This is a genomic window from Pseudomonas fluorescens, assembly GCF_012974785.1.
In the GTDB taxonomy this organism is placed as follows: Bacteria; Pseudomonadota; Gammaproteobacteria; order Pseudomonadales; family Pseudomonadaceae; genus Aquipseudomonas; species Aquipseudomonas fluorescens_BT.
This window is the reverse complement of sequence record NZ_CP027561.1, coordinates 1,589,371-1,613,842: the sequence shown is the minus strand read 5'-3', so window position 1 is coordinate 1,613,842 and position 24,472 is coordinate 1,589,371. Positions and strand designations below refer to the sequence as shown.

At 60.7% G+C, this 24,472-nt stretch carries 23 protein-coding genes; 12 read left to right on the top strand and 11 right to left on the bottom strand.

The annotated features are described in order from the left end of the window. Positions 1-46: 46 nt before the first annotated feature. Entirely contained in the window at positions 47-439 is a 393-nt protein-coding gene (locus C6Y56_RS07295) for a transcriptional regulator (RefSeq protein ID WP_169429318.1), read from the bottom strand. A 176-nt stretch (positions 440-615) separates the two neighbouring features. On the opposite strand from C6Y56_RS07295, the gene C6Y56_RS07290 reads away from it, so the two are divergent. The 4 genes from C6Y56_RS07290 to C6Y56_RS07275 all read left to right on the top strand — a co-directional run bounded on the left by C6Y56_RS07290 (position 616) and on the right by C6Y56_RS07275 (position 3,145). Next, complete coding sequence (locus C6Y56_RS07290) at positions 616-1,359, top strand: DUF899 domain-containing protein (protein ID WP_169429317.1); 744 nt, start codon at positions 616-618, stop codon at positions 1,357-1,359. Positions 1,360-1,440: 81 nt separating this feature from the next. Then, positions 1,441-1,716, top strand: coding sequence for a hypothetical protein (locus tag C6Y56_RS07285; RefSeq protein ID WP_169429316.1), 276 nt, complete (start codon positions 1,441-1,443; stop codon positions 1,714-1,716). A gap of 233 nt (positions 1,717-1,949) precedes the next feature. Further along, positions 1,950-2,555, top strand: a complete 606-nt coding sequence (locus C6Y56_RS07280; RefSeq protein WP_169429315.1) for a papain-like cysteine protease family protein — start codon at positions 1,950-1,952, stop codon at positions 2,553-2,555. Next, positions 2,546-3,145 (top strand): hypothetical protein, encoded by a 600-nt coding sequence (locus C6Y56_RS07275; protein WP_169429314.1) that lies wholly within the window; start codon positions 2,546-2,548, stop codon positions 3,143-3,145. Before C6Y56_RS07280 ends, C6Y56_RS07275 begins: the two co-directional genes overlap by 10 nt. A 114-nt stretch (positions 3,146-3,259) precedes the next feature. On the opposite strand, the gene C6Y56_RS07270 is transcribed toward C6Y56_RS07275, so the two are convergent. Next, positions 3,260-4,600 (bottom strand): DEAD/DEAH box helicase, encoded by a 1,341-nt coding sequence (locus tag C6Y56_RS07270; RefSeq protein ID WP_115076934.1) that lies wholly within the window; start codon positions 4,598-4,600, stop codon positions 3,260-3,262. 191 nt (positions 4,601-4,791) lie between these two features. On the opposite strand from C6Y56_RS07270, the gene C6Y56_RS07265 reads away from it, so the two are divergent. Beyond that, the gene (locus C6Y56_RS07265; RefSeq protein ID WP_169429313.1) at positions 4,792-6,090 is read left to right on the top strand and encodes a mechanosensitive ion channel family protein; all 1,299 of its coding nucleotides are present in this window, start codon (positions 4,792-4,794) and stop codon (positions 6,088-6,090) included. A gap of 125 nt (positions 6,091-6,215) precedes the next feature. Here C6Y56_RS07265 and C6Y56_RS07260 read toward each other — a convergent pair whose 3' ends face one another. Beyond that, complete coding sequence (locus tag C6Y56_RS07260; RefSeq protein WP_085648570.1) at positions 6,216-6,860, bottom strand: hydrolase; 645 nt, start codon at positions 6,858-6,860, stop codon at positions 6,216-6,218. A 169-nt stretch (positions 6,861-7,029) separates the two neighbouring features. Between C6Y56_RS07260 and C6Y56_RS07255 the strand changes: the two genes are divergently transcribed. After that, positions 7,030-7,932, top strand: a complete 903-nt coding sequence (locus C6Y56_RS07255; RefSeq protein ID WP_169429312.1) for a LysR family transcriptional regulator — start codon at positions 7,030-7,032, stop codon at positions 7,930-7,932. Here C6Y56_RS07255 and C6Y56_RS07250 read toward each other — a convergent pair. The 3 genes from C6Y56_RS07250 to C6Y56_RS07240 form a co-directional block, all read right to left on the bottom strand. Continuing rightward, complete coding sequence (locus tag C6Y56_RS07250; protein WP_169429311.1) at positions 7,880-8,758, bottom strand: carboxylate/amino acid/amine transporter; 879 nt, start codon at positions 8,756-8,758, stop codon at positions 7,880-7,882. The genes C6Y56_RS07255 and C6Y56_RS07250 overlap by 53 nt on opposite strands. Before the next feature lie 212 nt (positions 8,759-8,970). Then, a complete protein-coding gene (locus C6Y56_RS07245; RefSeq protein WP_169429310.1) occupies positions 8,971-9,570 on the bottom strand; it encodes an FMN-dependent NADH-azoreductase in 600 nt (199 codons plus the stop codon). A 165-nt stretch (positions 9,571-9,735) separates the two neighbouring features. Then, on the bottom strand, positions 9,736-10,050 hold the full coding sequence (locus C6Y56_RS07240; RefSeq protein WP_169429309.1) for a 3-phosphoglycerate kinase: 315 nt from the start codon (positions 10,048-10,050) through the stop codon (positions 9,736-9,738). A 49-nt stretch (positions 10,051-10,099) separates the two neighbouring features. On the opposite strand from C6Y56_RS07240, the gene C6Y56_RS07235 reads away from it, so the two are divergent. The 5 genes from C6Y56_RS07235 (at position 10,100) to aqpZ (ending at position 15,209) form a co-directional block, all read left to right on the top strand. Beyond that, complete coding sequence (locus C6Y56_RS07235; protein ID WP_169429308.1) at positions 10,100-11,023, top strand: LysR family transcriptional regulator; 924 nt, start codon at positions 10,100-10,102, stop codon at positions 11,021-11,023. Between the two features lie 14 nt (positions 11,024-11,037). Beyond that, a complete protein-coding gene (locus C6Y56_RS07230; RefSeq protein ID WP_169429307.1) occupies positions 11,038-11,841 on the top strand; it encodes an alpha/beta fold hydrolase in 804 nt (267 codons plus the stop codon). A 3-nt stretch (positions 11,842-11,844) separates the two neighbouring features. Then, a complete protein-coding gene (locus C6Y56_RS07225; RefSeq protein WP_007956541.1) occupies positions 11,845-12,408 on the top strand; it encodes a peptidylprolyl isomerase A in 564 nt (187 codons plus the stop codon). An 88-nt stretch (positions 12,409-12,496) separates the two neighbouring features. Beyond that, positions 12,497-14,329 carry an ABC transporter ATP-binding protein gene (locus C6Y56_RS07220; RefSeq protein WP_169429306.1) on the top strand — a complete coding sequence of 611 codons (1,833 nt, stop codon included), beginning with the start codon at positions 12,497-12,499 and terminating at the stop codon, positions 14,327-14,329. Between the two features lie 184 nt (positions 14,330-14,513). Beyond that, positions 14,514-15,209, top strand: coding sequence for an aquaporin Z (gene aqpZ / locus C6Y56_RS07215; RefSeq protein ID WP_169429305.1), 696 nt, complete (start codon positions 14,514-14,516; stop codon positions 15,207-15,209). Positions 15,210-15,224: 15 nt separating this feature from the next. Here the strand turns inward: aqpZ and C6Y56_RS07210 are convergent, their stop codons facing one another. Beyond that, positions 15,225-16,349 (bottom strand): GNAT family N-acetyltransferase, encoded by a 1,125-nt coding sequence (locus tag C6Y56_RS07210; RefSeq protein WP_169429304.1) that lies wholly within the window; start codon positions 16,347-16,349, stop codon positions 15,225-15,227. Positions 16,350-16,629: 280 nt separating this feature from the next. Here C6Y56_RS07210 and C6Y56_RS07205 point away from each other — a divergent pair, with 280 nt between their 5' ends. Next, on the top strand, positions 16,630-17,961 hold the full coding sequence (locus tag C6Y56_RS07205; RefSeq protein ID WP_169429303.1) for a putative porin: 1,332 nt from the start codon (positions 16,630-16,632) through the stop codon (positions 17,959-17,961). Positions 17,962-18,093: 132 nt separating this feature from the next. On the opposite strand, the gene C6Y56_RS07200 is transcribed toward C6Y56_RS07205, so the two are convergent. The 4 genes from C6Y56_RS07200 to hrpA form a co-directional block, all read right to left on the bottom strand. Continuing rightward, on the bottom strand, positions 18,094-18,330 hold the full coding sequence (locus C6Y56_RS07200) for an anti-sigma factor family protein (protein ID WP_169429302.1): 237 nt from the start codon (positions 18,328-18,330) through the stop codon (positions 18,094-18,096). Next, on the bottom strand, positions 18,324-18,935 hold the full coding sequence (locus tag C6Y56_RS07195) for an RNA polymerase sigma factor (protein ID WP_169429301.1): 612 nt from the start codon (positions 18,933-18,935) through the stop codon (positions 18,324-18,326). The genes C6Y56_RS07200 and C6Y56_RS07195 overlap by 7 nt, the downstream gene beginning before the upstream one ends. Positions 18,936-19,084: 149 nt before the next feature. Beyond that, entirely contained in the window at positions 19,085-20,206 is a 1,122-nt protein-coding gene (locus C6Y56_RS07190; RefSeq protein WP_169429300.1) for a beta-ketoacyl-ACP synthase III, read from the bottom strand. Positions 20,207-20,419: 213 nt separating this feature from the next. Continuing rightward, a complete protein-coding gene (gene hrpA / locus C6Y56_RS07185) occupies positions 20,420-24,331 on the bottom strand; it encodes an ATP-dependent RNA helicase HrpA (RefSeq protein WP_169429299.1) in 3,912 nt (1,303 codons plus the stop codon). Positions 24,332-24,472: the final 141 nt, after the last annotated feature.

The following is a 24,472-nucleotide window of genomic DNA, read 5'->3' as shown; positions in this document are numbered from 1 at the left end:
TTCATTGAATCTTCGGCAGCCGGAAAACCCGGCTCCCGCAGAGGGTTCAGGCAATCTGCGCGTTCGACGCCAAACGATCGAACGTCGCCTCATCCAGCGCATCCTCCTGTTCATCCAGCACCTGACGCGGATGATCGTTACCGGGAATGCTGCTGTCGATCAGGCTCAACAGGCTCGAGCCACGAGGAGTCAGACTGAAATTGTTGCCGGTGCTGCCCTCATCGTCGCCACGGGGTTCGATAAAACCGCGCAGCAACAGCTTCTGCTCGTATTCACAGGCGATCGTTTTCAAATGATCCAGATTCTCGATCGGCTCGCCTGCCGCCGCTTTTTCCGCCGCATAGTCTTCTGCGTAGGACCGCGGCGCAAAGCTGTGGCCTGCGCCGTTCTGCACTTCATGCAGCAGGCGTTCAATCAAATCCCAGTTATAAGTCGTCATCCTGATTCAACCTCCGGTGCGCGTGATTAATGGCGCTGTCTTAGGTTGTGACCCGAGCGGGCAGTAGCCGTTCAGCTTCGTTTATCACCCTGACCGACCGGCGGTCTGTCGAATCTTGCTGGTGTCGAGCGACTAGTCTGAGACAGACGTTTTCAACCCCCGCAGGAGAAATCAGCATGAACGTTGAGAATCATCCGGTGGTGTCGCGCGAAGAGTGGCTCACCGCCCGCAAGCAGCATCTGGCCGATGAAAAGGCCTTCACCCGGGAGCGCGACCGCCTCAGCGCCAAACGCCGCGCTCTGCCGTGGGTGAAGGTAGACAAGGACTATCGTTTCATGGGGCCGGACGGCGAAATGAAACTGGCCGATCTGTTCGGCGACCACAGCCAGCTCATCGTTTACCACTTCATGTTCGCCAAAGGCTGGGAAGAAGGCTGCCAGGGCTGTTCCTTCCTCGCAGACCACTTCGACGGCGCCAATTTGCACCTCGCCCATCACGACATCGCGTTGGTGGCGGTATCCCACGCACCATTTGCCGAATTCCAGGCGTTCAAGCGGCGGATGGGCTGGAAGTTCGACTGGGTGTCGTCAGACGGTTCCGACTTTAACTACGACTTTGGTGTTTGCGCCCACGCAGAAGACGCCGAAGCCGCCGAAGCCGCAAAGGCTACCTACAACTATGAAAAGACTGACAGTGCCGAGGAAGAGATGCCGGGGCTGAGCGTGTTTTATCGCGCCAATAACGGCGAGATATTCCACACCTACTCAACGTACGCCCGGGGTCTGGACATGCTGGTCGGCGCCTACAACTTTCTCGACCTCACGCCCAAAGGCCGGAACGAGGACGAGATCATGGAGTGGGTGCGGCATCATGATCGTTATGACGCAGCGCAAAAATCCAGTTGCTGCCACGGCGACTGAGCCGGCAAAGACACTGAACTTTTCACTGGACACAGCCCTCAACCGACTAACCCGCCTTAACCGGATCCGAGGCCTGCCCCCATGAAAACCCTGCTCAAACTCACTCTTGCCACCACCCTCGCCTGCGCCCTGCCCGTCTGGGCCTGCACCCCGGAAGAAGCCACCGCCAAGCGCGAGCAACTGGCCCAGGAAGTGGCAAAACTCACCGAGCAAAACCCGACCAAGGCCAAGGAAATCAATGCCGAGCTGCAAAAAATGGATCTGGGCACCGCCTCTGCCGATCTGCCGGACAAATGCCAGCTGATCGATCAGCGCTTGAAGGAGCTGGATTCGGCCGAGCATAAAACCGAAGGGTAACGACGTGGGCAAAGGCCTCGCACTTCAACTTCCACCACAAAGGACATGCTGAAAGCAGTGTCTTTTCGCCCGTAAAATTGCATTTATGCATTTATTTATTTGCACAAATGCATATACAGACCTAGGGTTACCTCGAGCCTGTTCGGAACCCGCCGCAGAAGTGGCATCCCTTAACCGCCGACGGCTCGCAAATCTAGGCAGGACATTTGTTTTCATTCATGGAGGATTGAAAAATGTTAACCACTGAAACAACGCAGTTCACCGGCAACACCCTGCCCGGGTGCCTGACCGGCCATCTGCTCGACGCGCATCTGGTCGAGGTCGAAGCAGCTCCACAGGCCGAGGCTCTGGCGGCCCCAAGCCTCAACTTCACGATGCAGCAACAGACCCAGACCAACTGGTGCTGGGCCGCGGTTTCCGCTTCGATCGGCAACTATTACGGCACCGGGTCCTGGACCCAGTGCGGCGTTGCCAGCACCCAACTGAACCGCAACTGCTGCAGCCAGCCGGGGCCGTGTAACGTCTACGGCTATCTGGATTCGGCCCTGCAAACCACCCGCAGCTACAACGGGATGAATCAGGGGTCGTTGCAGATGTCGGCCATTCAGAACCAGATCAACATGGGCCGCCCCGTCGGCCTGCGCTGTGCCTGGTACGGCGGCGGTGCGCACTTCCTGACGATCTACGGCACCAACGGCAACTACGTGCTGGTCGCGGATTCGATCTACGGCTACTCGACCCGCGCACTGAATTCATTCCCCGGTTCCTACAACGGTGGCGGCAACTGGACTCACACTTACTTCACGGCGAGAAACCAGGGGGCGACATCATGCAACTGACTTATCCAAAGGCGCCTTCCAACGGAGTGCAGACCTTGCGTCCAGTATTGCAAACGGCGCTTCAGACTCAGGGATTTGGCATCAATCGCCAGTTCGCCAGTGCGGTGCCGGCGAAAATCAGCCTGAGCGAGGCCTATCGCGGTTATTCGTTGAGCCTGGAGGATCTGAGCCAAGGCAAAGGCCTGAAGGATGCCCGGCTCGGTGACTGGCATTACCTGGTGTTTGCCGACGGTGTGTCGATTGCCGATGCGCAATTGGCTGAGGTCCGCGGTCACGTCGAGTTCGCCTCGTTGAACCACGGCAACCTGGCGAGCGCCACGGTCGATGCGCTGAAGCTGGCGGAGCAATCGCCACAGCTGCAGGGCAAAACCGTTGAGCTGCGGGTGCTGTTCGTTTCGGCGCTGCAGGTCGTGGCGATCTGGCTGCATGCGGTCGGTGAAGATGTGCTGATCCCGATCGAGCCAACGCCCAAGGAGTTGGCGCTGCCCGGGCTGTACAGCGAGGCCGCCCTGCTCGCGCAGCTCAAACCGAAGGCGGATCAGACCAAGCAGCGCTTTGATGCCGACACCCGTGGACAGCTGGGCAGCTGACAAACGCCGGCAATAAAAAGCCCTGCAAGCGTAAACCTGCAGGGCTTCTCGGTCAGGCTGACCATCTCATTAAACCCGGACACTGTCCGGGTTTTTTTCGGCGTCTGGAACGGCTTATTCAGCCGCAGGCGCTGCCGGCTTGCGGCGCTTGAGCGGGGCCATGCCGTCGCTGCTCACCAGAGAATCCGGTTTCGGACGGTTGGCGCTCTTGCGCTTGGTCGGGGTCTTGGCGGCGGTTTTCTTCTTGTCGCCCTTGGCGTCGGTCTTTTTCTTCTTCACGCCGACAGCTTTACCCGAGGCCTTGACTTTTTTCGGTCCGCCGTAGGTGCCTTTGACTTCCTTGATGGTGCGGCGCTCGAAGCTCTGCTTCAGATAACGCTCGATGCTCGACATCAGGTTCCAGTCGCCGTGGCAGATCAGTGAGATCGCCAGACCGTCGTTGCCGGCACGGCCGGTACGACCGATGCGGTGTACGTATTCGTCGCCGCTGCGTGGCATGTCGAAGTTGATCACCAGATCCAGACCGTCGACGTCCAGACCACGGGCCGCCACGTCGGTGGCTACCAGGATCTTCACACCGCCCTGCTTCAGACGGTCGATCGCCAGTTTGCGATCTTTCTGGTCTTTCTCGCCGTGCAGCACGAAAGCCTTGTATTCCTGGGCGACGAGGCGACCGTAGATGCGGTCGGCCATGGCCCGGGTGTTGGTGAAGACGATGGCCTTCTGGTAGGTCTCGTTGGCCAGCAGCCAGTTGACGATCTGTTCTTTGTGCTGGTTGTGGTCGGCGGTGATGATCTGCTGACGGGTGGTGTCGTTCAGCTGACTGACCGCGTTGAGCTGCAAGTGCTCAGGATTGTTCAGCACCTTGGCGATCATCTCGCGCAGACCGGAACCGCCAGTGGTGGCCGAGAACAGCATGGTCTGCTGACGATTCGGGCATTCGTCGACCAGACGCTGCACGTCTTCGGCGAAACCCATGTCGAGCATGCGGTCGGCTTCGTCGAGCACCAGCACTTCGACCTCTTTCAGGTCGAGGTTGCCGGCGTTCAATTGCTCGATCATCCGGCCCGGAGTGCCGATCAGGATGTCCGGCACCTTGCGCAGCATGGCGGCCTGGACCTTGAAATCTTCACCACCGGTGATCAGGCCGGACTTGATGAACGTGAACTGCGAAAAGCGCTCGACTTCCTTCAGGGTCTGCTGGGCCAGCTCGCGGGTCGGCAGCAGGATCAGGGTCTTGATGCTGACGCGGATCTTGGCCGGGCCGATCAGGCGGTTGAGGATCGGCAGGACAAAAGCGGCGGTCTTGCCGCTACCGGTTTGCGCCGTCACCCGCAGGTCACGCCCCTGAAGCGCCAGCGGAATGGCCGCGGCTTGCACAGGCGTTGGCTCGACAAATTTCAGCTCGGCCACGGCTTTGAGCAGGCGTTCGTGCAGGGCGAATTGGGAAAACACGGGTGCTACCTCGAAGATATGCAAAAAATCAGCTGCATAGGTTACCGGTTTCGAGCGCTCAGGCCGAGTTTCTTTGTGAAATCCGCAGTAATCAGTGGCTTTTTTGTTGCTCGATTTGTATCCAACGGTAATACACAGCGTCTTAAATGCTCTAATCGCCCGTCGCGTCCAACAGAAGAATCGTCTCACTCATGGATTTCAAACAGCTCTGGCTCAACGCCCAAGACCTCTGGGGTGCCCTTGATCAGCACCCGCTCCTGCACGCCGGCCTGGCTCTGGTCCTGCTGCTGGTGATCGCGCTGGTCCTCGGACGAGTGGCACGCTACCTGATCCTGCATGCCAGCCGCATGCTCGGTCGCCAACCGGCGCTGCACTGGCTCAACGACTTTCGCCATAACAAGGTGTTTCAGCGTCTGGCGCAGATGACGCCGTCGCTGGTGATCCAGTTCGGCCTGCACCTGGTGCCGGAACTGAGCAAGACCGCCATGGTGTTCCTCGGCAATGTGGCGCTGGCGTTCACCATTCTGTTCCTGCTGTTGTCGGTCAGCGCCCTGCTCAATGCATTGCTGGACATCTACGCCCGCACCGAACACGCCCGCACCCGCTCGATCAAGGGCTATGTGCAACTGGCGAAAATGGTCCTGTACGTGTTCGGCGCGATCATCATCGTCGCCACCCTGATCGACCGTTCACCACTGTTGCTGCTGTCGGGTCTGGGTGCGATGTCGGCGGTGATCCTGTTGGTCTACAAGGACACCTTGCTGTCGTTCGTCGCCAGCGTGCAACTGACCAGCAACGACATGCTGCGGGTCGGCGACTGGATCGAAATGCCGCAGGTCGGCGCCGATGGCGACGTGGTCGACATCACCCTGCACACGGTCAAGGTGCAGAACTTCGACAAGACCATCGTCTCGATCCCGACCTGGCGCCTGATGTCCGAGTCGTTCCGAAACTGGCGCGGCATGCAGCAGTCCGGCGGGCGGCGGATCAAGCGCAGTCTGTTCATCGACGCCAGTGGTGTGCGGTTCATCCGCGACGATGAAGAAGAAAAACTCTCCCAGGTGCACCTGCTGACCGCGTACATGGCCCGCAAGAAAGCCGAGCTCAAGGCCTGGAACGAAGCGCAGGGCAACGTCGCGGCGATGTCGGCCAACCGTCGGCGCATGACCAACATCGGCACCTTCCGCGCTTATGCGCTGGCCTATCTGAAGAGTCACCCGGAGATCCAGCCGAACATGACCTGCATGGTCCGCCAGATGCAGACCACGGCCCAGGGCATTCCGCTGGAAATCTACTGCTTTACCACCACCACGGTGTGGGCCGATTACGAGCGGATCCAGGGAGATATTTTCGATTACCTGCTGGCGGTGTTGCCAGAGTTCGGGTTGAGCCTGTATCAGCAGCCGAGTGGCGGGGATTTGCGGTCGGGGTTGTTGCCGGCAGTGTTGGGTTCGGCGCATATACCTGAAGCTGAAAAACACCTCATGTAACACCGCCGATCAAATGTGGGAGCCAGCCTGCTGGCGATTGCGGAGTGTCATCAGACATTGATCGGTCTGATCCACTGCAATCGCCAGCAGGCTGGCTCCCACAGGTTTTGCATCGTTTCCCTAAATTACTTGGCCTGCCGTTGCGGCGCCTTGTGCACCATGGTGTAGGCGTAATCGACGCCCATGCCGTAAGCGCCGCTGTGTTCCAGCACCAGGTCCATCACCGCCTGATAAGTGTCTTTGTGCGCCCAGTCACGCTGGTACTCGAGCAGCACTTGCTGCCAGGTCACCGGTACTGCGCCGGCCTGAATCATCCGCTGTACCGACATGTCGTGAGCTTCCTTGGTGGTGCCGCCGGACGCGTCGGTGACGATGTACACCTCGTAGCCTTCGGCCAGGGCTTCCAGGGCCGGGAAGGTCAGGCAGACCTCGGTCCACAGTGCGGCGATGATCAGTTTCTTGCGACCGGTGGCCTTCACTGCGTCAACCAGCGCCTTGTCTTCCCAGGAGTTCATCGAGGTGCGCTCGATCGGTTTCTGCTCCGGGTGCACCGCCAGCAGTTCCGGCCAGATGTAGCCGCTGAAGCTTTCGGTTTCGACCGAAGTGTAGATGGTCGGCACGTTGAAGATCTTCGCTGCCTTGGCCAGGCCGACGGTGTTGTTCTTCAGGGTCTGACGGTCGATCGACTGTACGCCGAAAGCCATTTGTGGCTGGTGGTCGATCAGGATCAGGGCGGAGTTGGTTGGGTTCAGCAGTTCACGGATAGACATGGCGCGTTCCTTTTGATGTCGATTTAGAGTTTCGATCGGGTAATGGGTGAGTCGAGTGTCTGGCCGTCTTCGGCGTTGTTGTCTCGGCTTGGATGTCACTTTAGGGGCTAGCCGATAAAGGGACAATTCCCTAAAATCGAGAATCATTGATTCTAAAATAGGGACAATCATGGATCGCATCGAATGCATGCGCGCCTTCGTGGTGACGGTCGGCGAGAACGGCTTCGCGGCCGCCGCCCGGGCCATGGACGTGCCCCGCTCGAAAGTCAGCAAACAGATTCAGGCGCTGGAAGAAGCCATCGGCGTGCAGCTGCTGCAACGCACCACCCGCAGCCTGCACCTGACCGAGGCCGGTGCCGAATATTTCGAAGCGGCGCGGGAAGTGATTGCGGCACTGGACGAGGCCGAGCAGCGGGCGCGGGACGGGGTGGGTGAATTGCGCGGGGTGTTGCGGGTCAACGCGCCGATGTCGTTCGGCCTGCGGCGACTGGGCAAGCTGATTCCGCTGTTCCACGAGCAGCACCCGAACATCGAGCTGCAACTGGTGCTCAGCGACCAGCAGGTCGATCCGGTGCGCGGTGGGTTCGACGTGACCATCCGTATCGCCAGCCTGCCCGACTCGACCATGATCGCCCGGCAACTGGCGCCGGCGCCGCGGATCATGGTCGCCTCCCCCGCTTACCTCGAACGCGCAGGCGCGCCGCAGACCCCGCAGGATCTACGCTCGCATCAATGCTTGAACTACGGCTATCTGCAGAGCGGCGTCAGCCTGCAACTGTGCAACGGCAAGGAGACGCAGCGGGTCAACGTGACCGGGCCGCTGCACGCCAACAACGGCGACCTGCTGGCGCAAGCGGCCGAGGCCGGCATGGGCATTGCGCTGCTGCCGGACTTCATCGTCGAAGAAGCGCTGGCGGCCGGGCGGCTGGTGCCGGTGCTGTGCGAATGGCAGGCCCCGGCGATCACCATCAATGCCGTGTATTCCTCAGCGCGACGGGTGCCGCAGAAGACCCGGGCGTTTATCGAGTTTCTGGTGGAGCAACTGGCGCCTGGCGAATCCCCAACCGGCTGATCCACACCGCCGCCAGAATCACGCTGCCACCAAGGAACAACCGCCCCAGTTCTTCGTGCTGATTCCAGATCAGCAGGTTCAGCAGCAACCCCACCGGCACGTGCAGGTTGTTCATCACCGCCAGGGTGCCGCCGTTGACCAGGCAGGCGCCCTTGTTCCACCAGTACAAACCAAGCGCGGTCGAGACCAGACCGAGGAACACCAGCACGCCCCATTGCAGCGGCGCTTCCGGCAGGAAGTTGGATTTGCCGAACAGCAGGAACGCCGGCAACGCCACCGCCAGTGCGCCGAGGTAGAAGAAACCGAAGCGCCGGTAATGCGGCAGATCGCTCGGGTGTTTCGCCACCAGATGTTTGTACAGCACCTGCCCGGCGGCGTAGGTGAAGTTCGCCAGTTGCAGCAGCAAAAAGCCCATGAAGAAGTCCGGGTTGATCCGGTCGTAGCGAATCACCGCCGCCCCCGCCACCGCCACCAGCGCGGCGATCAGCGCCCACGGGTTGAAGCGTCGGTTGAGCGCGTCTTCGATCAGCGTCACGTGCAGTGGCGTAAGGATCGTGAACAGCAACACTTCCGGCACCGTCAGTACCCGGAAGCTCAAGTACAGGCAAACGTAGGTCACGCCGAACTGCAACGCGCCAATCAGCAGCATGCCGCGCATGAACGCCGGCTCCACCGAGCGCCAGCGGGTGAGCGGAATGAACACCAGCCCGGCCAGCACCACACGCACCAGCACCGCGAAGTAGCTGTCGACATGACCGGCCAGGTATTCGCCGATCAGACTGAAGGAAAACGCCTGGATCAGCGTGACAAAAAGTAGATAGCCCATGCTCGCCTCGATTTCGAATGGCGGCGACGATAGCGTTTTTTGCCGGCCATCGCTAAATCCCGGGCAAAAAAAAGCCCGATCTCGCTAAAGCGTTCAATCGGGCTGCAGCACTCAGGAGCAACAAGTGCAAAGGGAGGTTCGATGCGCGTAGAGCCTTGAAGGGGTTGCGCCAGGTCACTAGAACAATCGGCGATTATCTGGCGATTAACATATCAAGCGACCTGGGACAGTTTGGCGTTGGCCTGGTTGAGGCCTTTCTCCTGGAAGTCGCCGCCCAGGTTCATGCCTTCGGCGTGGATGAAGGTCACGTCGTGGATGCCGATGAACCCCATCACCTGACGCAGGTACGGTTCCTGATGATCCGCCGGGCCACCGGCGTAGATGCCGCCGCGGGCGGTCAGCACGTAGGCACGCTTGCCGCTGAGCAGGCCTTGCGGGCCGGTTTCGGTGTACTTGAAGGTCACACCGGCACGCAGTACGTGGTCGAGCCAGGCTTTCAGGGTGCTCGGGATGGCGAAGTTGTACATCGGCGCGGCCATCACCAGCACGTCGGCGGCGAGCAATTCATCGGTCAATTCGTTGGAACGGTCCAGCGAGGACTGCTCGCTGTCGTTGCGCTGCTCGGCGGATTTCATCCAGCCGCCCAGCAGGTTGATGTCCAGGTGTGGCACCGGGTTCACGGCGAGGTCACGAACGGTGATCTGATCGTCCGGATGCGCCGCTTTCCACTGACTGATGAAGGTCTGGGTCAGTTGACGGGAAACCGAGTCTTGCTGGCGGGCGCTGCTTTCGATGATCAGAACGCGGGACATGTTGTGTAGCCTCCATCCGAGAATGTTGTAAGTCGATGGAGTGAAGGTTAAACAGAGTCATATCGATCAAAAAGCGCAAATAATTGCTGCAAACCATCGAAATATTCGTTTATATGCAACCTGTGCCCTGTGGGAGCGAGCCTGCTCCCACAGGATTGGGGCCGGTTATTTCGGTTTGCAGCTCAGTTCGACGCGCAGCTTGATGATCTCGCGGGAGAACTTGGCGGTGGCATTGGTGTGTTTGCCGGCCGGCACTTCAATATTGCGGGTTCGCGGCGCTTCCGGGCCATTGCTGAACACGACTTTGCAGACCGCGTCGACCTCGCCGTAGTTGGCGACCCGGATGGAGCCGATGTCTTTATCGGTGTCATAAGACTCGTAGTCGATCTTCAGGCCATTGAGATTCTTCTGCACATCGATCGGATACGCAAACGCGGTCAGCGGCAGCAGCGCCAGCACCACACAACAGAATTTTTTCATTCGGCAGTCTCCATGAGGGACAGCCAGCTTAGGACAAGAGGAGCTATCGATGAAAGCGCCCCGCGTGACCCTTGATCAATGGCGAACGTTGCAGGCGGTGGTCGACCATGGCGGATTCGCCCAGGCCGCCGAAGCGTTGCACCGTTCGCAATCGTCGGTGAGCTACACCGTCGCCCGCATGCAGGATCAGCTCGGTGTGCCGTTGCTGCGCATCGACGGCCGCAAGGCGGTGCTGACCGAGGCCGGAGGCGTGTTGCTGCGACGCTCTCGGCAACTGGTGAAACAGGCCAGCCAACTGGAAGACCTCGCCCATCATATGGAGCAAGGCTGGGAGGCCGAGGTGCGGCTGGTGGTCGATGCCGCCTACCCGACTGCCCGCCTCGTTCGCGCGCTGACCGCGTTCATGCCCCAAAGCCGCGGCTGCCGCGTGCGTCTGCGTGAGGAAGTGCTGTCAGGCGTCGAAGAAGTGTTGCTCGAAGGTGTGGCCGATCTGGCCATCACCGGACTGAGCATTCCCGGTTACCTCGGCGCGGAATTGAGCGACGTGGAGTTCGTCGCCGTTGCCCACCCCGAACACGCCCTGCACCGGCTGAACCGCGAGCTGAATTTCCAGGACCTGGAAACCCAGATGCAAGTGGTAATCCGCGACTCCGGCCGCCAGCAACCCCGGGACGTTGGCTGGCTCGGCGCCGAACAGCGCTGGACCGTCGGCAGTCTCGCCACGGCGGCGACGTTTGTCAGCAGTGGCCTGGGATTCGCCTGGCTGCCCCGACACATGATCGAGCGGGAACTGAAAGACGGCTCACTCAAGCTGCTACCGTTGGACAGGGGCGGCAATCGCAACTCCAGTTTCTATCTGTATTCGAACAAGGACAAACCCTTGGGTCCAGCCACGCAAATCCTTATCGAACTGCTGCGCACTTTCGACACCCTGCCGCTGGACGCACCGTTCGCCGCCCCTGAACAAGCCTGACACGGAGTTCACCCATGGCGTATTTCGAGCATGAAGGTTGCAACCTGCACTACGAGGAATATGGCCACGGCGATCCGTTGCTGCTGGTTCACGGGCTCGGTTCCAGCACCCTGGACTGGGAAATGCAGATTCCGGCACTCGCCGCGCATTACCGGGTGATCGTCCCGGATGTGCGCGGTCACGGCCGCTCCGACAAGCCCCGCGAACGCTACAGCATCGCCGGGTTCAGCGCTGACATGCTCGCCCTGATCGAGCACCTGAAGCTCGGCCCGGTGCATTACGTCGGGCTGTCCATGGGCGGCATGATCGGCTTCCAGTTCGCCGTCGATCAGCCACAGATGCTCAAGAGCCTGACCATCGTCAACAGCGCGCCCGAGGTCAAGGTGCGCAGCCGCGACGATTACTGGCAGTGGTTCAAGCGCTGGAGCCTGATGCGCCTGCTCAGCCTGGCGACCATTGGCAAGGCGTTGGGTGCCAAGCTGTTCCCCAAACCGGAACAGGCGGATTTGCGACAGAAGATGGCCGAACGCTGGGCAAAAAACGACAAACGTGCTTATCTCGCCAGCTTCGATGCGATTGTTGGCTGGGGGGTTCAGGAACGCCTTTGCCGGGTCACCTGTCCAACCCTCGTCGTCAGCGCCGACCGGGACTACACCCCCGTTTCGCTGAAAGAAACCTATGTCAGACTGCTGCCCGATGCGCGGCTGGTGGTGATCGCCGATTCTCGCCATGCCACCCCGCTCGATCAGCCCGAACGCTTCAATCAAACGCTGCTGGAGTTCCTCGCCACAGCCGATAATCACCCTCAGGATCACTGACCCATGCTGAAAAAACTCGCCCTCGCCGCCGGCACCGTGCTGTTCGCCGCCAACCTGATGGCTGCCACGCCGGCAAAAGCGCCGCACGTGCTGCTGGACACCACCAACGGCCAGATCGAAATCGAACTGGACCCGGTCAAGGCGCCGATCAGTACCAAGAACTTCCTTGAGTACGTCGACAGCGGTTTCTACACCAACACCATTTTCCACCGCGTGATCCCGGGCTTCATGGCTCAGGGCGGCGGCTTCACCCAGCAGATGCAACAGAAAGAAACCAAGGCACCGATCAAGAACGAAGCCAGCAACGGTCTGCACAACGTTCGTGGCACCCTGTCGATGGCCCGTACTTCCAACCCGGATTCGGCCACCAGCCAGTTCTTCATCAACGTGGCCGACAACGCCTTCCTCGATCCGGGCCGCGACGCCGGTTACGCGGTGTTCGCCAAAGTGGTCAAGGGCATGGACGTGGTCGACATCATCGTCAACTCCCAGACCACCACCAAACAGGGCATGCAAAACGTGCCTGTCGACCCTGTGATCATCAAGTCGGCCAAGCGCATCGACTAAGCTTTACAGGGCATATCGAGCGGCGCCGATCACCCATCGCGCCGCTCACACTGATAAAAGGAGAGCCCGTGCTCCGGGCGGTTATCTGATGCTCTATCGCCGTTTCGAACAACTGATCGACATATTCCGTGACGCTCCTACGGCGGCTCCGCCGAACCGTGTTCTGCCCTTCTATACCTATTACCTGAAGCAGGTCTGGCCGAGTTTCGCCGCCCTGCTGGTGGTCGGCCTGTTCGCCGCCCTGATCGAAGTGGCGCTGTTCAGTTACCTGAGCCGCATCATCGACCTGGCCCAAGGCACCCCCAACCCGAACTTCTTCAGCGACCACGCCCTGGAACTGACCTGGATGGTAGTGGTTGCGCTGGTGCTGCGTCCGATCTTCTTCGGCCTGCACGACCTGCTGGTGCACCAGACGCTGAGCCCGGGCATGACCAGCATGATTCGCTGGCAGAACCACAGCTACGTGCTCAAGCAGAGCCTGAACTTCTTCCAGAACGATTTCGCCGGGCGCATCGCCCAGCGCATCATGCAGACCGGCAACTCGCTGCGCGACTCCGCCGTGCAGGCAGTGGATGCGTTGTGGCACGTGCTGATCTACGCGGTCAGTTCGCTGGTGCTGTTCGCCGAAGCCGACTGGCGCCTGATGGTCCCCCTGCTGACCTGGATCGCCGCCTACATCGGCGCGCTCTACTACTTCGTGCCACGGGTCAAGGACCGCTCCGTCGCAGCGTCTGACGCGCGTTCGAAACTGATGGGCAGGATCGTCGATGGCTACACCAACATCGCCACCCTGAAGCTGTTCGCCCACACCAATTTCGAACAGCATTACGCCCGCGAAGCGATGCAGGAGCAGACCGAAAAGGCCCAGATGGCCGGCCGTGTGGTCACCAGCATGGACGTGGCGATCACCACCATGAACGGTCTGCTGATCGTCGGCACCACCGCGCTGGCGCTGTGGCTGTGGTCGCAGTCGCTGATCACCGTCGGCGCCATCGCCCTGGCCACCGGCCTGGTGATCCGCATCGTCAACATGTCCGGCTGGATCATGTGGGTGGTCACCGGGATCTTCGAAAACATCGGCATGGTCCAGGACGGTCTGCAGACCATCTCGCAACCGGTCAGCGTCACCGATCACGAACAGGCCAAACCGCTGGCCGTGGCCCGTGGCGAAGTGCGTTTCGAGCACGTGGATTTTCACTACGGCAAGAAGAAAGGCATCATCGGCGACCTCAACCTGACCATCAAACCCGGCGAGAAAATCGGTCTGATCGGCCCGTCCGGCGCCGGCAAGTCGACCCTGGTCAACCTGCTGTTGCGTCTGTACGACGTCGAGGGCGGGCGGATCCTGATCGATGGCCAGAATATCGCTGAAGTCGGCCAGGAGAGCCTGCGTGCGCGGATCGGCATGATCACTCAGGACACGTCGTTGCTGCACCGTTCGATCCGCGACAACTTGCTGTACGGCAAGCCTGACGCCACCGACGCCGAACTCTGGGAAGCGGTGCACAAGGCCCGCGCCGACGAGTTCATTCCCCTGCTGTCGGATGCCGAAGGACGCACCGGATTCGATGCCCATGTCGGTGAGCGCGGCGTCAAGCTATCCGGCGGCCAGCGCCAGCGGATCGCGATTGCCCGGGTGCTGCTCAAGGACGCGCCGATCCTGATCATGGACGAAGCGACCTCGGCACTGGACTCGGAAGTCGAAGCGGCGATCCAGGAAAGCCTGGAAACCCTGATGCAGGGCAAGACCGTAATTGCCATCGCCCACCGCCTCTCGACCATTGCCCGCATGGATCGGCTGGTGGTGCTGGAGAACGGCAGGATCGCCGAAACCGGCAACCATGCCGAACTGCTGGCCCACGGTGGATTGTACGCACGGCTATGGGCGCACCAGACCGGAGGGTTTGTCGGCATCGATTGATCCTGCGACCAACAAAAAACCGCCACAGCCCTTCCACCACGGGCTCTGGCGGTTTTTTCATGCCTGCTGGAAATCCCCGCATTCCCTGCTGTACTCAGCGAAGGTTCTGGAGATGAACCTGTCGTAATTGCAAGGAAGCACAATTCGATACAGTCTCGATAGCGCGTCTATCAAGGACACTCTCATGTCTCTGTTAAAACGTTCGGCCACGGAGTTGTTGGGTACGTTCTGGTTAGTGTTAGGCGGGTGTGGCAGCGCGGTGATCGCTGCGTCCTCACCCTTGGGTATCGGCGTGCTGGGGGTCGCCCTGGCATTTGGTCTGACGGTGCTGACCATGGCGTTTGCCATCGGCCATATCAGCGGCTGTCACCTCAACCCGGCCGTGTCGGTTGGTCTGGTCGTCGGCGGCCGGTTCCCGGCCAAAGAACTGCCCGCCTACATCATCGCCCAGGTGATCGGCGGGATTCTGGCAGCGGCGCTGCTGTATCACATTGCCAGCGGCAAGGAGGGTTTTGACATCGCCGCAGGCCTGGCCTCCAACGGTTATGGCGAACACTCGCCGGGCAAATACTCCATGGCATCGGGGTTCGTCACCGAACTGGTCATGACCGCCATGTTCGTGGTCATCATCCTCGGCGCCACTGACAAACGCGCCCCTGCGGGACTGGCACCGATCGCCATCGGTCTGGCCCTGACATTGATCCACCTGATCTCGATTCCCGTGACCAACACCTCGGTCAACCCGGCCCGCAGCACGGGCCCGGCGCTGATGGTCGGCGGCTGGGCGATCGCGCAACTGTGGATGTTCTGGGTCGCGCCGCTGCTGGGCGCGGTGGTGGGCGGTGTGGTCTATCGCTGGCTGGGCAAGGACGACAGTTGAGGGCAGTGGCGAGGATCAGGCTTGCCGATACGGCAAGGCGCTCCTCGCCTCTTCGGCATAGGCCAGTACACCGGCGCGCTCCTGGTGCAGAAAGTCTTTGACCGCGGCTTTCAAACCGGGATGGCGAAGGTAATGCCAGGAGTGAGTGATCACCGGTTCAAACCCGCGAATCAGTTTGTGTTCGCCCTGGGCGCCGGCGTCGAAACGCTGAAAACCCTGGGCAATCGCGTAGTCCATGCCCTGGTAGAAACAGGTTTCGAAATGCAGCCGGTCGTACTCGGCCAGGCATCCCCAGTAGCGCCCGTAAAAACTGTCGCCGCCCACCAGGCTGAATGCCATCGCCACAGGCCTTGAACCCTGCCGGGCCAGCACGACGCGGATCGATTCCGGCATGCGCTCTGCCAGCAGGCTGAAGAACTCCCGGGTCAGGTACGGCGCCTGCCGGCGTACCGCGTAGGTGTTGGCGTAACAGGCGTAGACAAAATCCCACTGTGCTTCGTCCAGCTCTCTGCCCTCAAGCCATTCGAATTCGAACCCCTGCCCCGCCACTTGCTCGCGCTCTTTGCGCATCTGTTTGCGCTTGCGCGAACTGAGCACGTCGAGAAAGTCCTGAAAGTCGCGATAGCCGCGATTCTGCCAGTGGTACTGACAGCCGATGCGTTGCAGCCAGCCCGGCTGCTCGGCCATGGCGGCATCGGTAAAGGCATCGGTGAAGTTGATGTGGGCGCCGGAGAGTTCTTCGATTTCCAGATAACCCGGCAGGCTCTTGAGCAGTTCAAACCCATCCTCGACGTTCGCCGCCAACAGGCGTGGCCCGGTGACCGGGCTGAACGGCACCGCACTCAAAAACTTGGGGTAGTAATCGATGCCAGCGCGAGCGCAGGCGTCGGCCCAACCGTGATCGAAGACGTATTCGCCGTAGGAATGCCACTTTCGATACGCGGGCAGCGCCGCGATCAGACGACCATTTTCCACATGCAGCAAATGTTCCGGCTGCCAGCCGGTGTGCGGGCCGACGCTGCCGCTGTCCTCCAGTGCACCGAGGAAGGCGTGGCGCAGAAACGGTTGGTTTTCCGGCACCAGTGCATCCCAGAACGCCGGTTCGATTTCCGACAGTTTTTGCAGGCGCTGCAACGGCATTTTCCTCTCCACTTTTGACCCTGAAAGCCTCGCGAGTATCGCTGATCGCCCCCGTCTTGCCCACGTCCGATTGCGCGACAGCGCTCTGGATCAATAGTTCACGGAGGGTTTGTATCGTCATCAACCTGCCATCACCGTGCCACTGCTCTGTCATAAACCATCGCGATACTGGCGCCTGTTTTTAGAGCGCCGGGTTCTACCCGGACACAGTTTTCCGACCTTCAAATTGTCGGTTGTGCCCAGGATGGTTCAGCCATCCCTCTCATCTTCGGAGAATGCTATGCGTCTTGCTTCCACGAAAACTGCGGCGGCCCTGTGCGGTGGCCTGTTGCTGGCCATGAGTGTTCCGGCCAGTGCCGCAGTCGACGCCAAACTGCTCGACATGCTCAAGGCTAACGGTTCCATCACCCAGGCGCAGTACGTAGAGCTGCAAACCGAACTGGCCCAGGATCAGAAGGCCCAGCAAATCGCGCAGCAGGCGCAGCAAGAGACCAACGAGCAAATCGCGGCAACCGCGAAGAAAACCAACGAGCTGAGCAGCTTCGACCAGAAACTCGCCTGGGCTGCCAAGACCCAGTTCAAGGGCGACGTACGTTTCCGCCAGGAAACCGTGAAGAACGACGGCGTACCGAACGCCAAGGACCAGGACCGTCAGCGCATTCGTGCCCGTCTGGGTGCCTACACCGAAATCAACCCGCAGGTTGATACCGGTATCCGTATCGCCACCGGCAGCAGCGACGACGCCCGCTCCACCAACCAGGACCTGAACAACTACTTCGACAAGAAGCAGATCTGGCTCGACCTGGGCTACGTCGACTACCACCCTGACGCGGTCAAGAACCTGCACCTGATCGCCGGTAAAATGAACCAGCCATGGGTGAGCATGGGCGACATCATCTGGGACAGCGACATCAACCCGGAAGGCCTGGCCGTTACCTACAAGTACCCACTGAGCGGTAGCACCGAGCTGTTCGGTAGCGCCGGTCACTACACCCTCAAGGACAACGTCGACGGCGAAGGCGTGCAGTTCAAGCACGACCTGCGTCTGTACGCTGGCCAGTTGGGCGGTCGTTTCGCACTGACCGACAGCCTGAAACTGACCCTGGGCGGCAGCATCTATTCCTACGACAACGACAAGAACAGCGCCTGCCCTACCAGCGGCACCGTGACCGCGCCATGCGCCCTGGCCGTCAACGGCAACAGCCCGAACGAAACCTTCAAACTGTATGAAGGCTTCGGTCAACTGGACATCGCCAACCTGCCGGTTCCGTTGTCGATCTACGGTCAGTACGTGAACAACAAAGACGCCAGCAACGACCAGGACACTGGCTGGCTGGCCGGCGTGAAGACCAAGGTTTACGGCTTCGGCGTCGACTACAACTATCGCGACGTACAGCGTAACGCGGTGGTGGGTGCCTTCACCGACTCCGACTTCGCCAACGGCTACACCGGTTCGCGCGGCAGCAAGCTGAAAGTGAGCTACGAGCTGGACAAGAACTTCACCCTGGGCGCCACGTATTTCATGGCTAACTCGGACTACACCAACGCCAGCCTCAAGAAGACCGACTCCGACATCAACACGCTGCAACTGGATGCCGAAGCCAAGTTCTAAAACAGCAATGCCAGGTTTCAAGCCGCGAGTGAATGCCTCACTTGTCGCTTGAAGCTGCTTTTCTCCTACAGCCCGGTGCAGCAGCGACCCCCATCATCCGTTCGCCGCTGTTACGCCGGGCTGTTTTTTGCCTCAGGGACTGTCTTTTCGCCGCTGTGCCGCCAAACGCTCGGCCAACGCATCCACACCCTCATCCGGTTTCTCCGGCATCACCCGCAATGTCGCCTGCATCAGACGCATCTGACGAATGAAACGCCGGCAATTGGGGCAGAACATCAGGTGATGACGCACCAACAACTTCTCGCGAAAGCTCAACTGGCCATCGAGATAATCGCTGGAACGTGCCACTTGCTCCTTGCAGGTCAACATTCGCCTGTCTCCTCAAAATGTTCCACGGTCGCGAAGACCTTCAAACGTGCCCGATGCAGCAGCACACGGACATTGGAGAGCGAGATTTCCAGAAGATTACAGATGTCTTCCAGTTCAAGGCCCTGGCGCTCGCGCAACACCAGCACACTGCTTTGCAGTTCCGACAGGCTCAGCAGCGTGTGCTCCAGACATTCGCGCAACTCACCCTCGGTGAGCAGCGCTTCGGGGGTGTCCTGATGCCAGGCGAACGGGGCGATCAGCCAATGGCCGTCGCCGGTGGAAAAACGGTCGTCGTCGATGGTGCCGTGGGGCGACGGCAGATCATCCATCAGCACTTCGCGGCGGTTCTGCTTGTAACGACCCTTGGCCGAGTTGGCGGTGATGGTCAGCAGCCAGGTCTTGAGACTGGAGCGCCCCTCGAAGCTGCCGATATGGCGCACCACCGACAGCCAGGCGTCCTGCACCACTTCCTCGACGTGGCGCTGGCCGACAATCGCATAGGCTACCGCGCGCATGGCGCTTTGATAGGTCGTGACCAGTTCCTTGAAAGCCTTCTGCTCACCAGCCAGCAAACGTGCCAGCAGTTGGGTGTCGTCAGCCGCCATCCCTCAATCCCCTTGTCCTGACTTCGAAAATGATAACGGCAGGATGGCGCTCAACGCACCACCCTGCCGTCACCCTCGAAAATTACAGCGTTGCAGTTGATCCGGCTGTAGGAAAGATCAACGCGATTAAGAGGAAATTAACCTTAATTTCAACGCTTGCGCAGAATCACACTACCAATCGAGTAGCCGGCGCCGAACGAACTCAGCACCGCCAGCGAACCAGCCGCCAGATCGTCCTGATACTTGTGAAATGCGATCACGGAACCGGCGGAGCTGGTATTGGCGTAGGTGTCGAGAATCACCGGGGCTTCTTCTTCAGTCGCTTCGCGGCCCAGCAACTTGCGCACGATCAGGTGGTTCATGCTCAGGTTGGCCTGGTGCAGCCAGAAGCGCTTCACGTCACCGACGTTGAGCTTGTTCTCTTGCAGATGCTCGCCGATCAGTTCGGCCACCATCGGGCAGACATCCTTGAATACCTTGCGGCCTTCCTGCACGAACAGCTTGTCGCGGGCACCGATGCCCTCTTCCGCTGCACGGTTGAGGAAGCCGAAGTTGTTGCGGATGTTGTTGGAGAATTTGGTCAGCAGTTTGGTGCTGACCACGTCGAACTGGTGTTTCGACGTCGCCGTATCGGCACGCTCGATGACGACGGCGGTTGCGGCGTCTCCGAAGATGAAGTGGCTGTCGCGGTCACGGAAATTCAGGTGACCGGTGCAGACTTCCGGGTTGACCATCAGGATCGCCCGGGCCTGGCCCAGTTGCACGGTGTTGGCCGCCTGCTGGATGCCGAAGGTCGCCGACGAGCAGGCAACGTTCATGTCGAAACCGAAACCCTGGATGCCCAGTGCTTCCTGGACTTCGATGGCGATGGCCGGATAGGCGCGCTGCAGGTTGGAGCAGGCGACGATCACACCGTCGATGTCGGCGGCGGTCTTGCCGGCGCGCTGCAAGGCTTGCTCGGCAGCACCGATGGCCATCTGGCAGAGCACCGACCATTCGTCGTTGGAACGTTCCGGCAAGCGTGGCGCCATGCGCTGCGGATCAAGGATGCCGTCCTTGTCCATGACAAAGCGGCTCTTGATGCCCGAGGCTTTTTCGATGAACGCGGCGCTGGATTCGGTCAGAGCCTGAATCTCGCCGCTGGCGATGGCGTCAGCATTGTCCGCGTTGAACCGGGCGACGTAGGTATTGAAAGACTGCACCAGCTCTTCGTTGGAAATGCTGTTGGCCGGGGTGTACAGGCCGGTGCCGCTGATGACGACGTTATGCATGGTCGTTTCTCTAATCTGTTCAGGCAGAAAGTGCTGGCACCGACGTGCCAACACGCAAAGGGTCCATTCCCGTATCAAGGGACGCAAAAACCTGGCATCGCTTTATTCCGACCTCGCCCGCAGTAGAGAAGGCTCAAAACCGCGGGGCCGGCGTTTATAGGCGCGAAGTTTGCCATAAACCTTGGCTTTTGGCGCCTTTTGCAGGATCGGAGGTCAGGCCTCGACCTGCGTCCACTGTTTGTTCAGACGCTTGTCGGAGATCGGCACTTTCGTCCCCAACTGCTGAGCGAACAGCGAAACCCGGTACTCCTCCAGCCACCAGCGATACAGCTCAAGCTGCGGATCGCGTTTACCTTCCTGGGCATGCTTGGCGGCGCGGGTCTGGTATTGCGTCCAGAGGCCGGCGAGTTCGCCGCTCCAGACCCGATCCTTCTGAACCTGCGCGCCCAGCTTCTCGAAACGCTGTTCGACCGCTTTCAGGTAACGCGGCAACTCCTTGAGCCACACCATCGGCGTTTCCCGGACGAAGCCCGGATACACCAGATGACCGAGCTGCTGCTTGATGTCGTTCAACGCCACCGCCTGAGCCAGATCGATCTTGCCCTTGAAGCGCTTTTGCAGACCGTGCCAGAGCTTGAGAATTTCCAGGGTCAAACGTGCCACCCGCTCGGCGTGCTCGGTCCAGCTGCCACGCTTGCGCTCGGCCAGTGCCGCCAGGCCTGCGCCGTCGCGAGGTAACGGGTCTTCGCCGTCGAGAATGCAGCTGTCGAGGCTGGCCAGCAGAATGTCTTCCACCAGCGCATCGACCCGACCCAGCTCGCGGTACAGCAAACCCAGTTCGGTCAGGCCCGGCAACTTGCCGCGCAGGAACTTGGCCGGTTCGGCCAGTTGCTGCATCAACAGGCGCTGCAAGGCGCGGCGATGCTGGAACTCGGCCTCGGCCGGCGTCGAGAAGCGACCTTCCTTGACGGTGCCGCCCTCTTCCACCAGCGCCGGATAGACCGTCATCGACAGTCCGGCGATCTTCTGCTGAGTCTTTTGCGCCACCGGCGCGAAGACCTTGGCCTCCACCGGTTGCTGACTTTTCGCACTCTGCGGCACGGCCAATGCGGCCTGGCTGGCTTCGGCGAAACGTGCGGTCAGCTCCGCCAGATCCCGTCCTTCGCCAAGGAACTTGCCCTGGCCGTCGACGATTTCCAGGTTCATCCGCAGATGGCTTTCGACCTGTTGCGCCGCTTCGGCCCAGGCTTCGTCGCTGACCCGCGCACCGGTCATGCGCAGCAGCTCACGACCCAACGCTTGCGGCAACGAACCTTCGGCAAAGGTCATGCGTTGCAGCGCGGCCTTGATGAAGTCCGGCACCGGCACGAAGTTCTTGCGCAAGGCTTTTGGCAGGTTGCGCACCAGCGCAATGCACTTGGCCTCGATCAGCCCCGGCACCAGCCACTCCAGACGCTCCGGTGGCAGCATCGGCAACAGCGGCGCCGGCACACGCAAGGTCACGCCGTCGCGCGGGTGATTCGGTTCGAAGTGGTAACTCAGGGCCAGCTCCAGATCGCCGATGTGCAGCGTGTCCGGGTAATGCTGAGCGGTGACTTCGCTGGCTTCGCGGGCCAGCACGTCTTCCTCGCGCATGATCAGCAGTTGCGGATCTTTCTGGCTGTTGACCCGATACCAGCTATCGAACGTCGCGGTCTGGTGAATCTCCGCCGGCAGTCGCGCGTCGTAGAACCCGAAGAGGGTTTCCTCGTCGGCCAGAATGTCCCGGCGGCGAGCCTTGGCTTCCAGTTCGTCGAGTTGTTCCAGCAATTGCTTGTTGGCGGTCAGGCACTTGGCCCGGGACTGGATCTCGCCCCGCACCAGGCCTTCGCGGATGAACAGCTCCCGCGAGACCACCGGATCCACCGGGCCGTAATGCACCGGTCGACGGCCAACCACGATCAGGCCGAACAGGGTGATCTGTTCGAACGCAACGACCTGGCCGCGCTTCTTCTCCCAGTGCGGTTCGAAGTGGTTCTTCTTGATCAGATGCCCGGCCAGCGGTTCGATCCAGTCGGCGTCGATCTTCGCCACCATCCGTGCGTAGAGCTTGGTGGTTTCCACCAGTTCGGCGGTCATCACCCATTGCGGACGCTTCTTGCCAATGCCCGACGAGGGGTGAATCCAGAACCGCCGCTGACGGGCGCCAAGATAGTCGCCGTCCTCGGTTTTCTGCCCGATCTGGCTGAGCAGGCCGACCAATACCGCTTTGTGCAGTTTCGGGTAATCCGCCGGCTCTTTATTGACGCTCAACTGTAAATCGCGGCAGATCAGGCTCAACTGGCGATGGGAATCACGCCACTCGCGCAGGCGCAGGTAGTTGAGGAAATTCTTGCGGCACCAGTTGCGCAGCGGGCTGGCGGTCAGTGCCTGGCGCTGCTCCTCAAAACCGCGCCACAGATTGACCAGCCCGGCGAAGTCCGAATCGACGTCTTTCCACTGAGCGTGGGCCTGATCGGCGGCTTGCTGGCGTTCCGGCGGACGCTCGCGAGGGTCCTGAATCGACATGGCGCTGGCCACGATCAGCACTTCCTGCAAGCTGCCGAGCTTTGCCGCTTCAAGCAACATGCGGCCCATACGCGGGTCCACCGGCAGGCGCGCCAGCTGGCGGCCGAGCGGGGTCAGCTGACTGTTGCGATCCACCGCCGAGAGTTCTTGCAGCAGGTTGAAACCGTCGCTGATCGCCTTGCCGTCCGGCGGCTCGATGAACGGAAAATCCGTGATCTCGCCGAGGCGCAGATGGAGCATCTGCAAAATAACCGCCGCAAGGTTGGTACGCAGAATTTCCGGGTCGGTAAATTCCGGGCGACCAAGGAAATCCTCTTCGCTGTACAAGCGCACGCAGATACCCGGCTCGACCCGGCCGCAACGACCTTTACGCTGGTTGGCGCTGGCCTGGGAAATCGCTTCGATCGGCAGCCGCTGGACCTTGGCGCGGTAGCTGTAGCGGCTGATGCGCGCGGTGCCGCTGTCGATCACGTAACGGATGCCCGGCACGGTCAGCGAGGTTTCGGCGACGTTGGTCGCCAGCACCACACGACGCCCCGGATGCGACTGGAAAATCCGCTGCTGCTCGGCCGGCGACAGACGCGCGTACAACGGCAGGATTTCGGTGTGTTTGAGCTGGGCCTTGCGCAGCATGTCGGCGGCGTCGCGAATCTCACGCTCGCCGGGCAGGAACACCAGCACATCGCCAGGGCTGCGGCGCTCGCTGCGCTCGTATGCGGCGATTTCGTCGAGGGTGGCGAGGATCGCCTGATCCACGGTCAGGTCGTCTTCGACGCGGTTGCCCTCTTCGTCCTGCTCAAGCGTCAGCGGGCGATACCAGGTTTCAACCGGGAAAGTGCGGCCGGAAACCTCGACAATCGGCGCATCATCGAAATGCTTGGAGAAGCGCTCCAGATCGATGGTCGCCGAAGTGATGATGACCTTCAGGTCCGGACGACGCGGCAGCAGGGTTTTCAGGTAACCGAGCAGGAAGTCGATGTTGAGGCTGCGTTCGTGGGCTTCGTCGACGATGATCGTGTCGTAGCGTTCGAGATAACGGTCGTTCTGGGTTTCCGCCAGCAGGATGCCGTCGGTCATCAGTTTGATCAGCGTATTGGAATCGCTCTGATCCTCGAATCGCACCTGATAGCCGACCAGTGCGCCGAGCGGCGTGCCGAGTTCTTCAGCGACCCGACTGGCCACACTGCGTGCTGCGATTCGACGGGGCTGGGTATGGCCTATCAGACCATGCTGGCCGCGACCGATCTCCAGACAGATTTTCGGCAACTGGGTGGTTTTGCCCGAGCCGGTTTCGCCGGCGATGATCAACACCTGATGCTTTTCCAGGGCCTTCTTGATTTCGTCGCGCTTGGCCGCAATCGGCAGGCTGTCGTCGTAACGGATCACCGGCAGGCTGGCCTTGCGCGCCAGCACCTGATCGCAGGACGCCTGCATGCGCGCCACCCACTGGGCCAGCTTGGCCTCGTCGGGTTTCTTGCGCAGCTCAAGCAACTGCCGCCGCAGCCGGTGGCGGTCGGCGAGCATGGCGTGATCGAGGTTTTTCAGCAGTTTGTCGATGGAGGGCGATTCGTCGGTCATCGGGTACGCAATTCGGTCGTCTAGTGGCGCAAGGACGCGATTGTCGCAGATTTTACGACCGCTGCGCGGCCGATCGCGAGCAGGCTCGCTCCCACCCTGAATCTCCAGCGACCATAAAACCGGTGCACAGCGCGATCAAAT

Bases quoted from the DNA above. Each gene is read 5' to 3' on its own strand.
- C6Y56_RS07295 (WP_169429318.1), bottom strand. From the start codon at position 439: ATGACGACTTATAACTGGGATTTGATTGAACGCCTGCTGCATGAAGTG.
- C6Y56_RS07290 (WP_169429317.1), top strand. From the start codon at position 616: ATGAACGTTGAGAATCATCCGGTGGTGTCGCGCGAAGAGTGGCTCACC.
- C6Y56_RS07285 (WP_169429316.1), top strand. From the start codon at position 1,441: ATGAAAACCCTGCTCAAACTCACTCTTGCCACCACCCTCGCCTGCGCC.
- C6Y56_RS07280 (WP_169429315.1), top strand. From the start codon at position 1,950: ATGTTAACCACTGAAACAACGCAGTTCACCGGCAACACCCTGCCCGGG.
- C6Y56_RS07275 (WP_169429314.1), top strand. From the start codon at position 2,546: ATGCAACTGACTTATCCAAAGGCGCCTTCCAACGGAGTGCAGACCTTG.
- C6Y56_RS07265 (WP_169429313.1), top strand. From the start codon at position 4,792: ATGGATTTCAAACAGCTCTGGCTCAACGCCCAAGACCTCTGGGGTGCC.
- C6Y56_RS07260 (WP_085648570.1), bottom strand. From the start codon at position 6,860: ATGTCTATCCGTGAACTGCTGAACCCAACCAACTCCGCCCTGATCCTG.
- C6Y56_RS07255 (WP_169429312.1), top strand. From the start codon at position 7,030: ATGGATCGCATCGAATGCATGCGCGCCTTCGTGGTGACGGTCGGCGAG.
- C6Y56_RS07250 (WP_169429311.1), bottom strand. From the start codon at position 8,758: ATGGGCTATCTACTTTTTGTCACGCTGATCCAGGCGTTTTCCTTCAGT.
- C6Y56_RS07245 (WP_169429310.1), bottom strand. From the start codon at position 9,570: ATGTCCCGCGTTCTGATCATCGAAAGCAGCGCCCGCCAGCAAGACTCG.
- C6Y56_RS07240 (WP_169429309.1), bottom strand. From the start codon at position 10,050: ATGAAAAAATTCTGTTGTGTGGTGCTGGCGCTGCTGCCGCTGACCGCG.
- C6Y56_RS07235 (WP_169429308.1), top strand. From the start codon at position 10,100: ATGAAAGCGCCCCGCGTGACCCTTGATCAATGGCGAACGTTGCAGGCG.
- C6Y56_RS07230 (WP_169429307.1), top strand. From the start codon at position 11,038: ATGGCGTATTTCGAGCATGAAGGTTGCAACCTGCACTACGAGGAATAT.
- C6Y56_RS07225 (WP_007956541.1), top strand. From the start codon at position 11,845: ATGCTGAAAAAACTCGCCCTCGCCGCCGGCACCGTGCTGTTCGCCGCC.
- C6Y56_RS07220 (WP_169429306.1), top strand. From the start codon at position 12,497: ATGCTCTATCGCCGTTTCGAACAACTGATCGACATATTCCGTGACGCT.
- aqpZ (WP_169429305.1), top strand. From the start codon at position 14,514: ATGTCTCTGTTAAAACGTTCGGCCACGGAGTTGTTGGGTACGTTCTGG.
- C6Y56_RS07210 (WP_169429304.1), bottom strand. From the start codon at position 16,349: ATGCCGTTGCAGCGCCTGCAAAAACTGTCGGAAATCGAACCGGCGTTC.
- C6Y56_RS07205 (WP_169429303.1), top strand. From the start codon at position 16,630: ATGCGTCTTGCTTCCACGAAAACTGCGGCGGCCCTGTGCGGTGGCCTG.
- C6Y56_RS07200 (WP_169429302.1), bottom strand. From the start codon at position 18,330: ATGTTGACCTGCAAGGAGCAAGTGGCACGTTCCAGCGATTATCTCGAT.
- C6Y56_RS07195 (WP_169429301.1), bottom strand. From the start codon at position 18,935: ATGGCGGCTGACGACACCCAACTGCTGGCACGTTTGCTGGCTGGTGAG.
- C6Y56_RS07190 (WP_169429300.1), bottom strand. From the start codon at position 20,206: ATGCATAACGTCGTCATCAGCGGCACCGGCCTGTACACCCCGGCCAAC.
- hrpA (WP_169429299.1), bottom strand. From the start codon at position 24,331: ATGACCGACGAATCGCCCTCCATCGACAAACTGCTGAAAAACCTCGAT.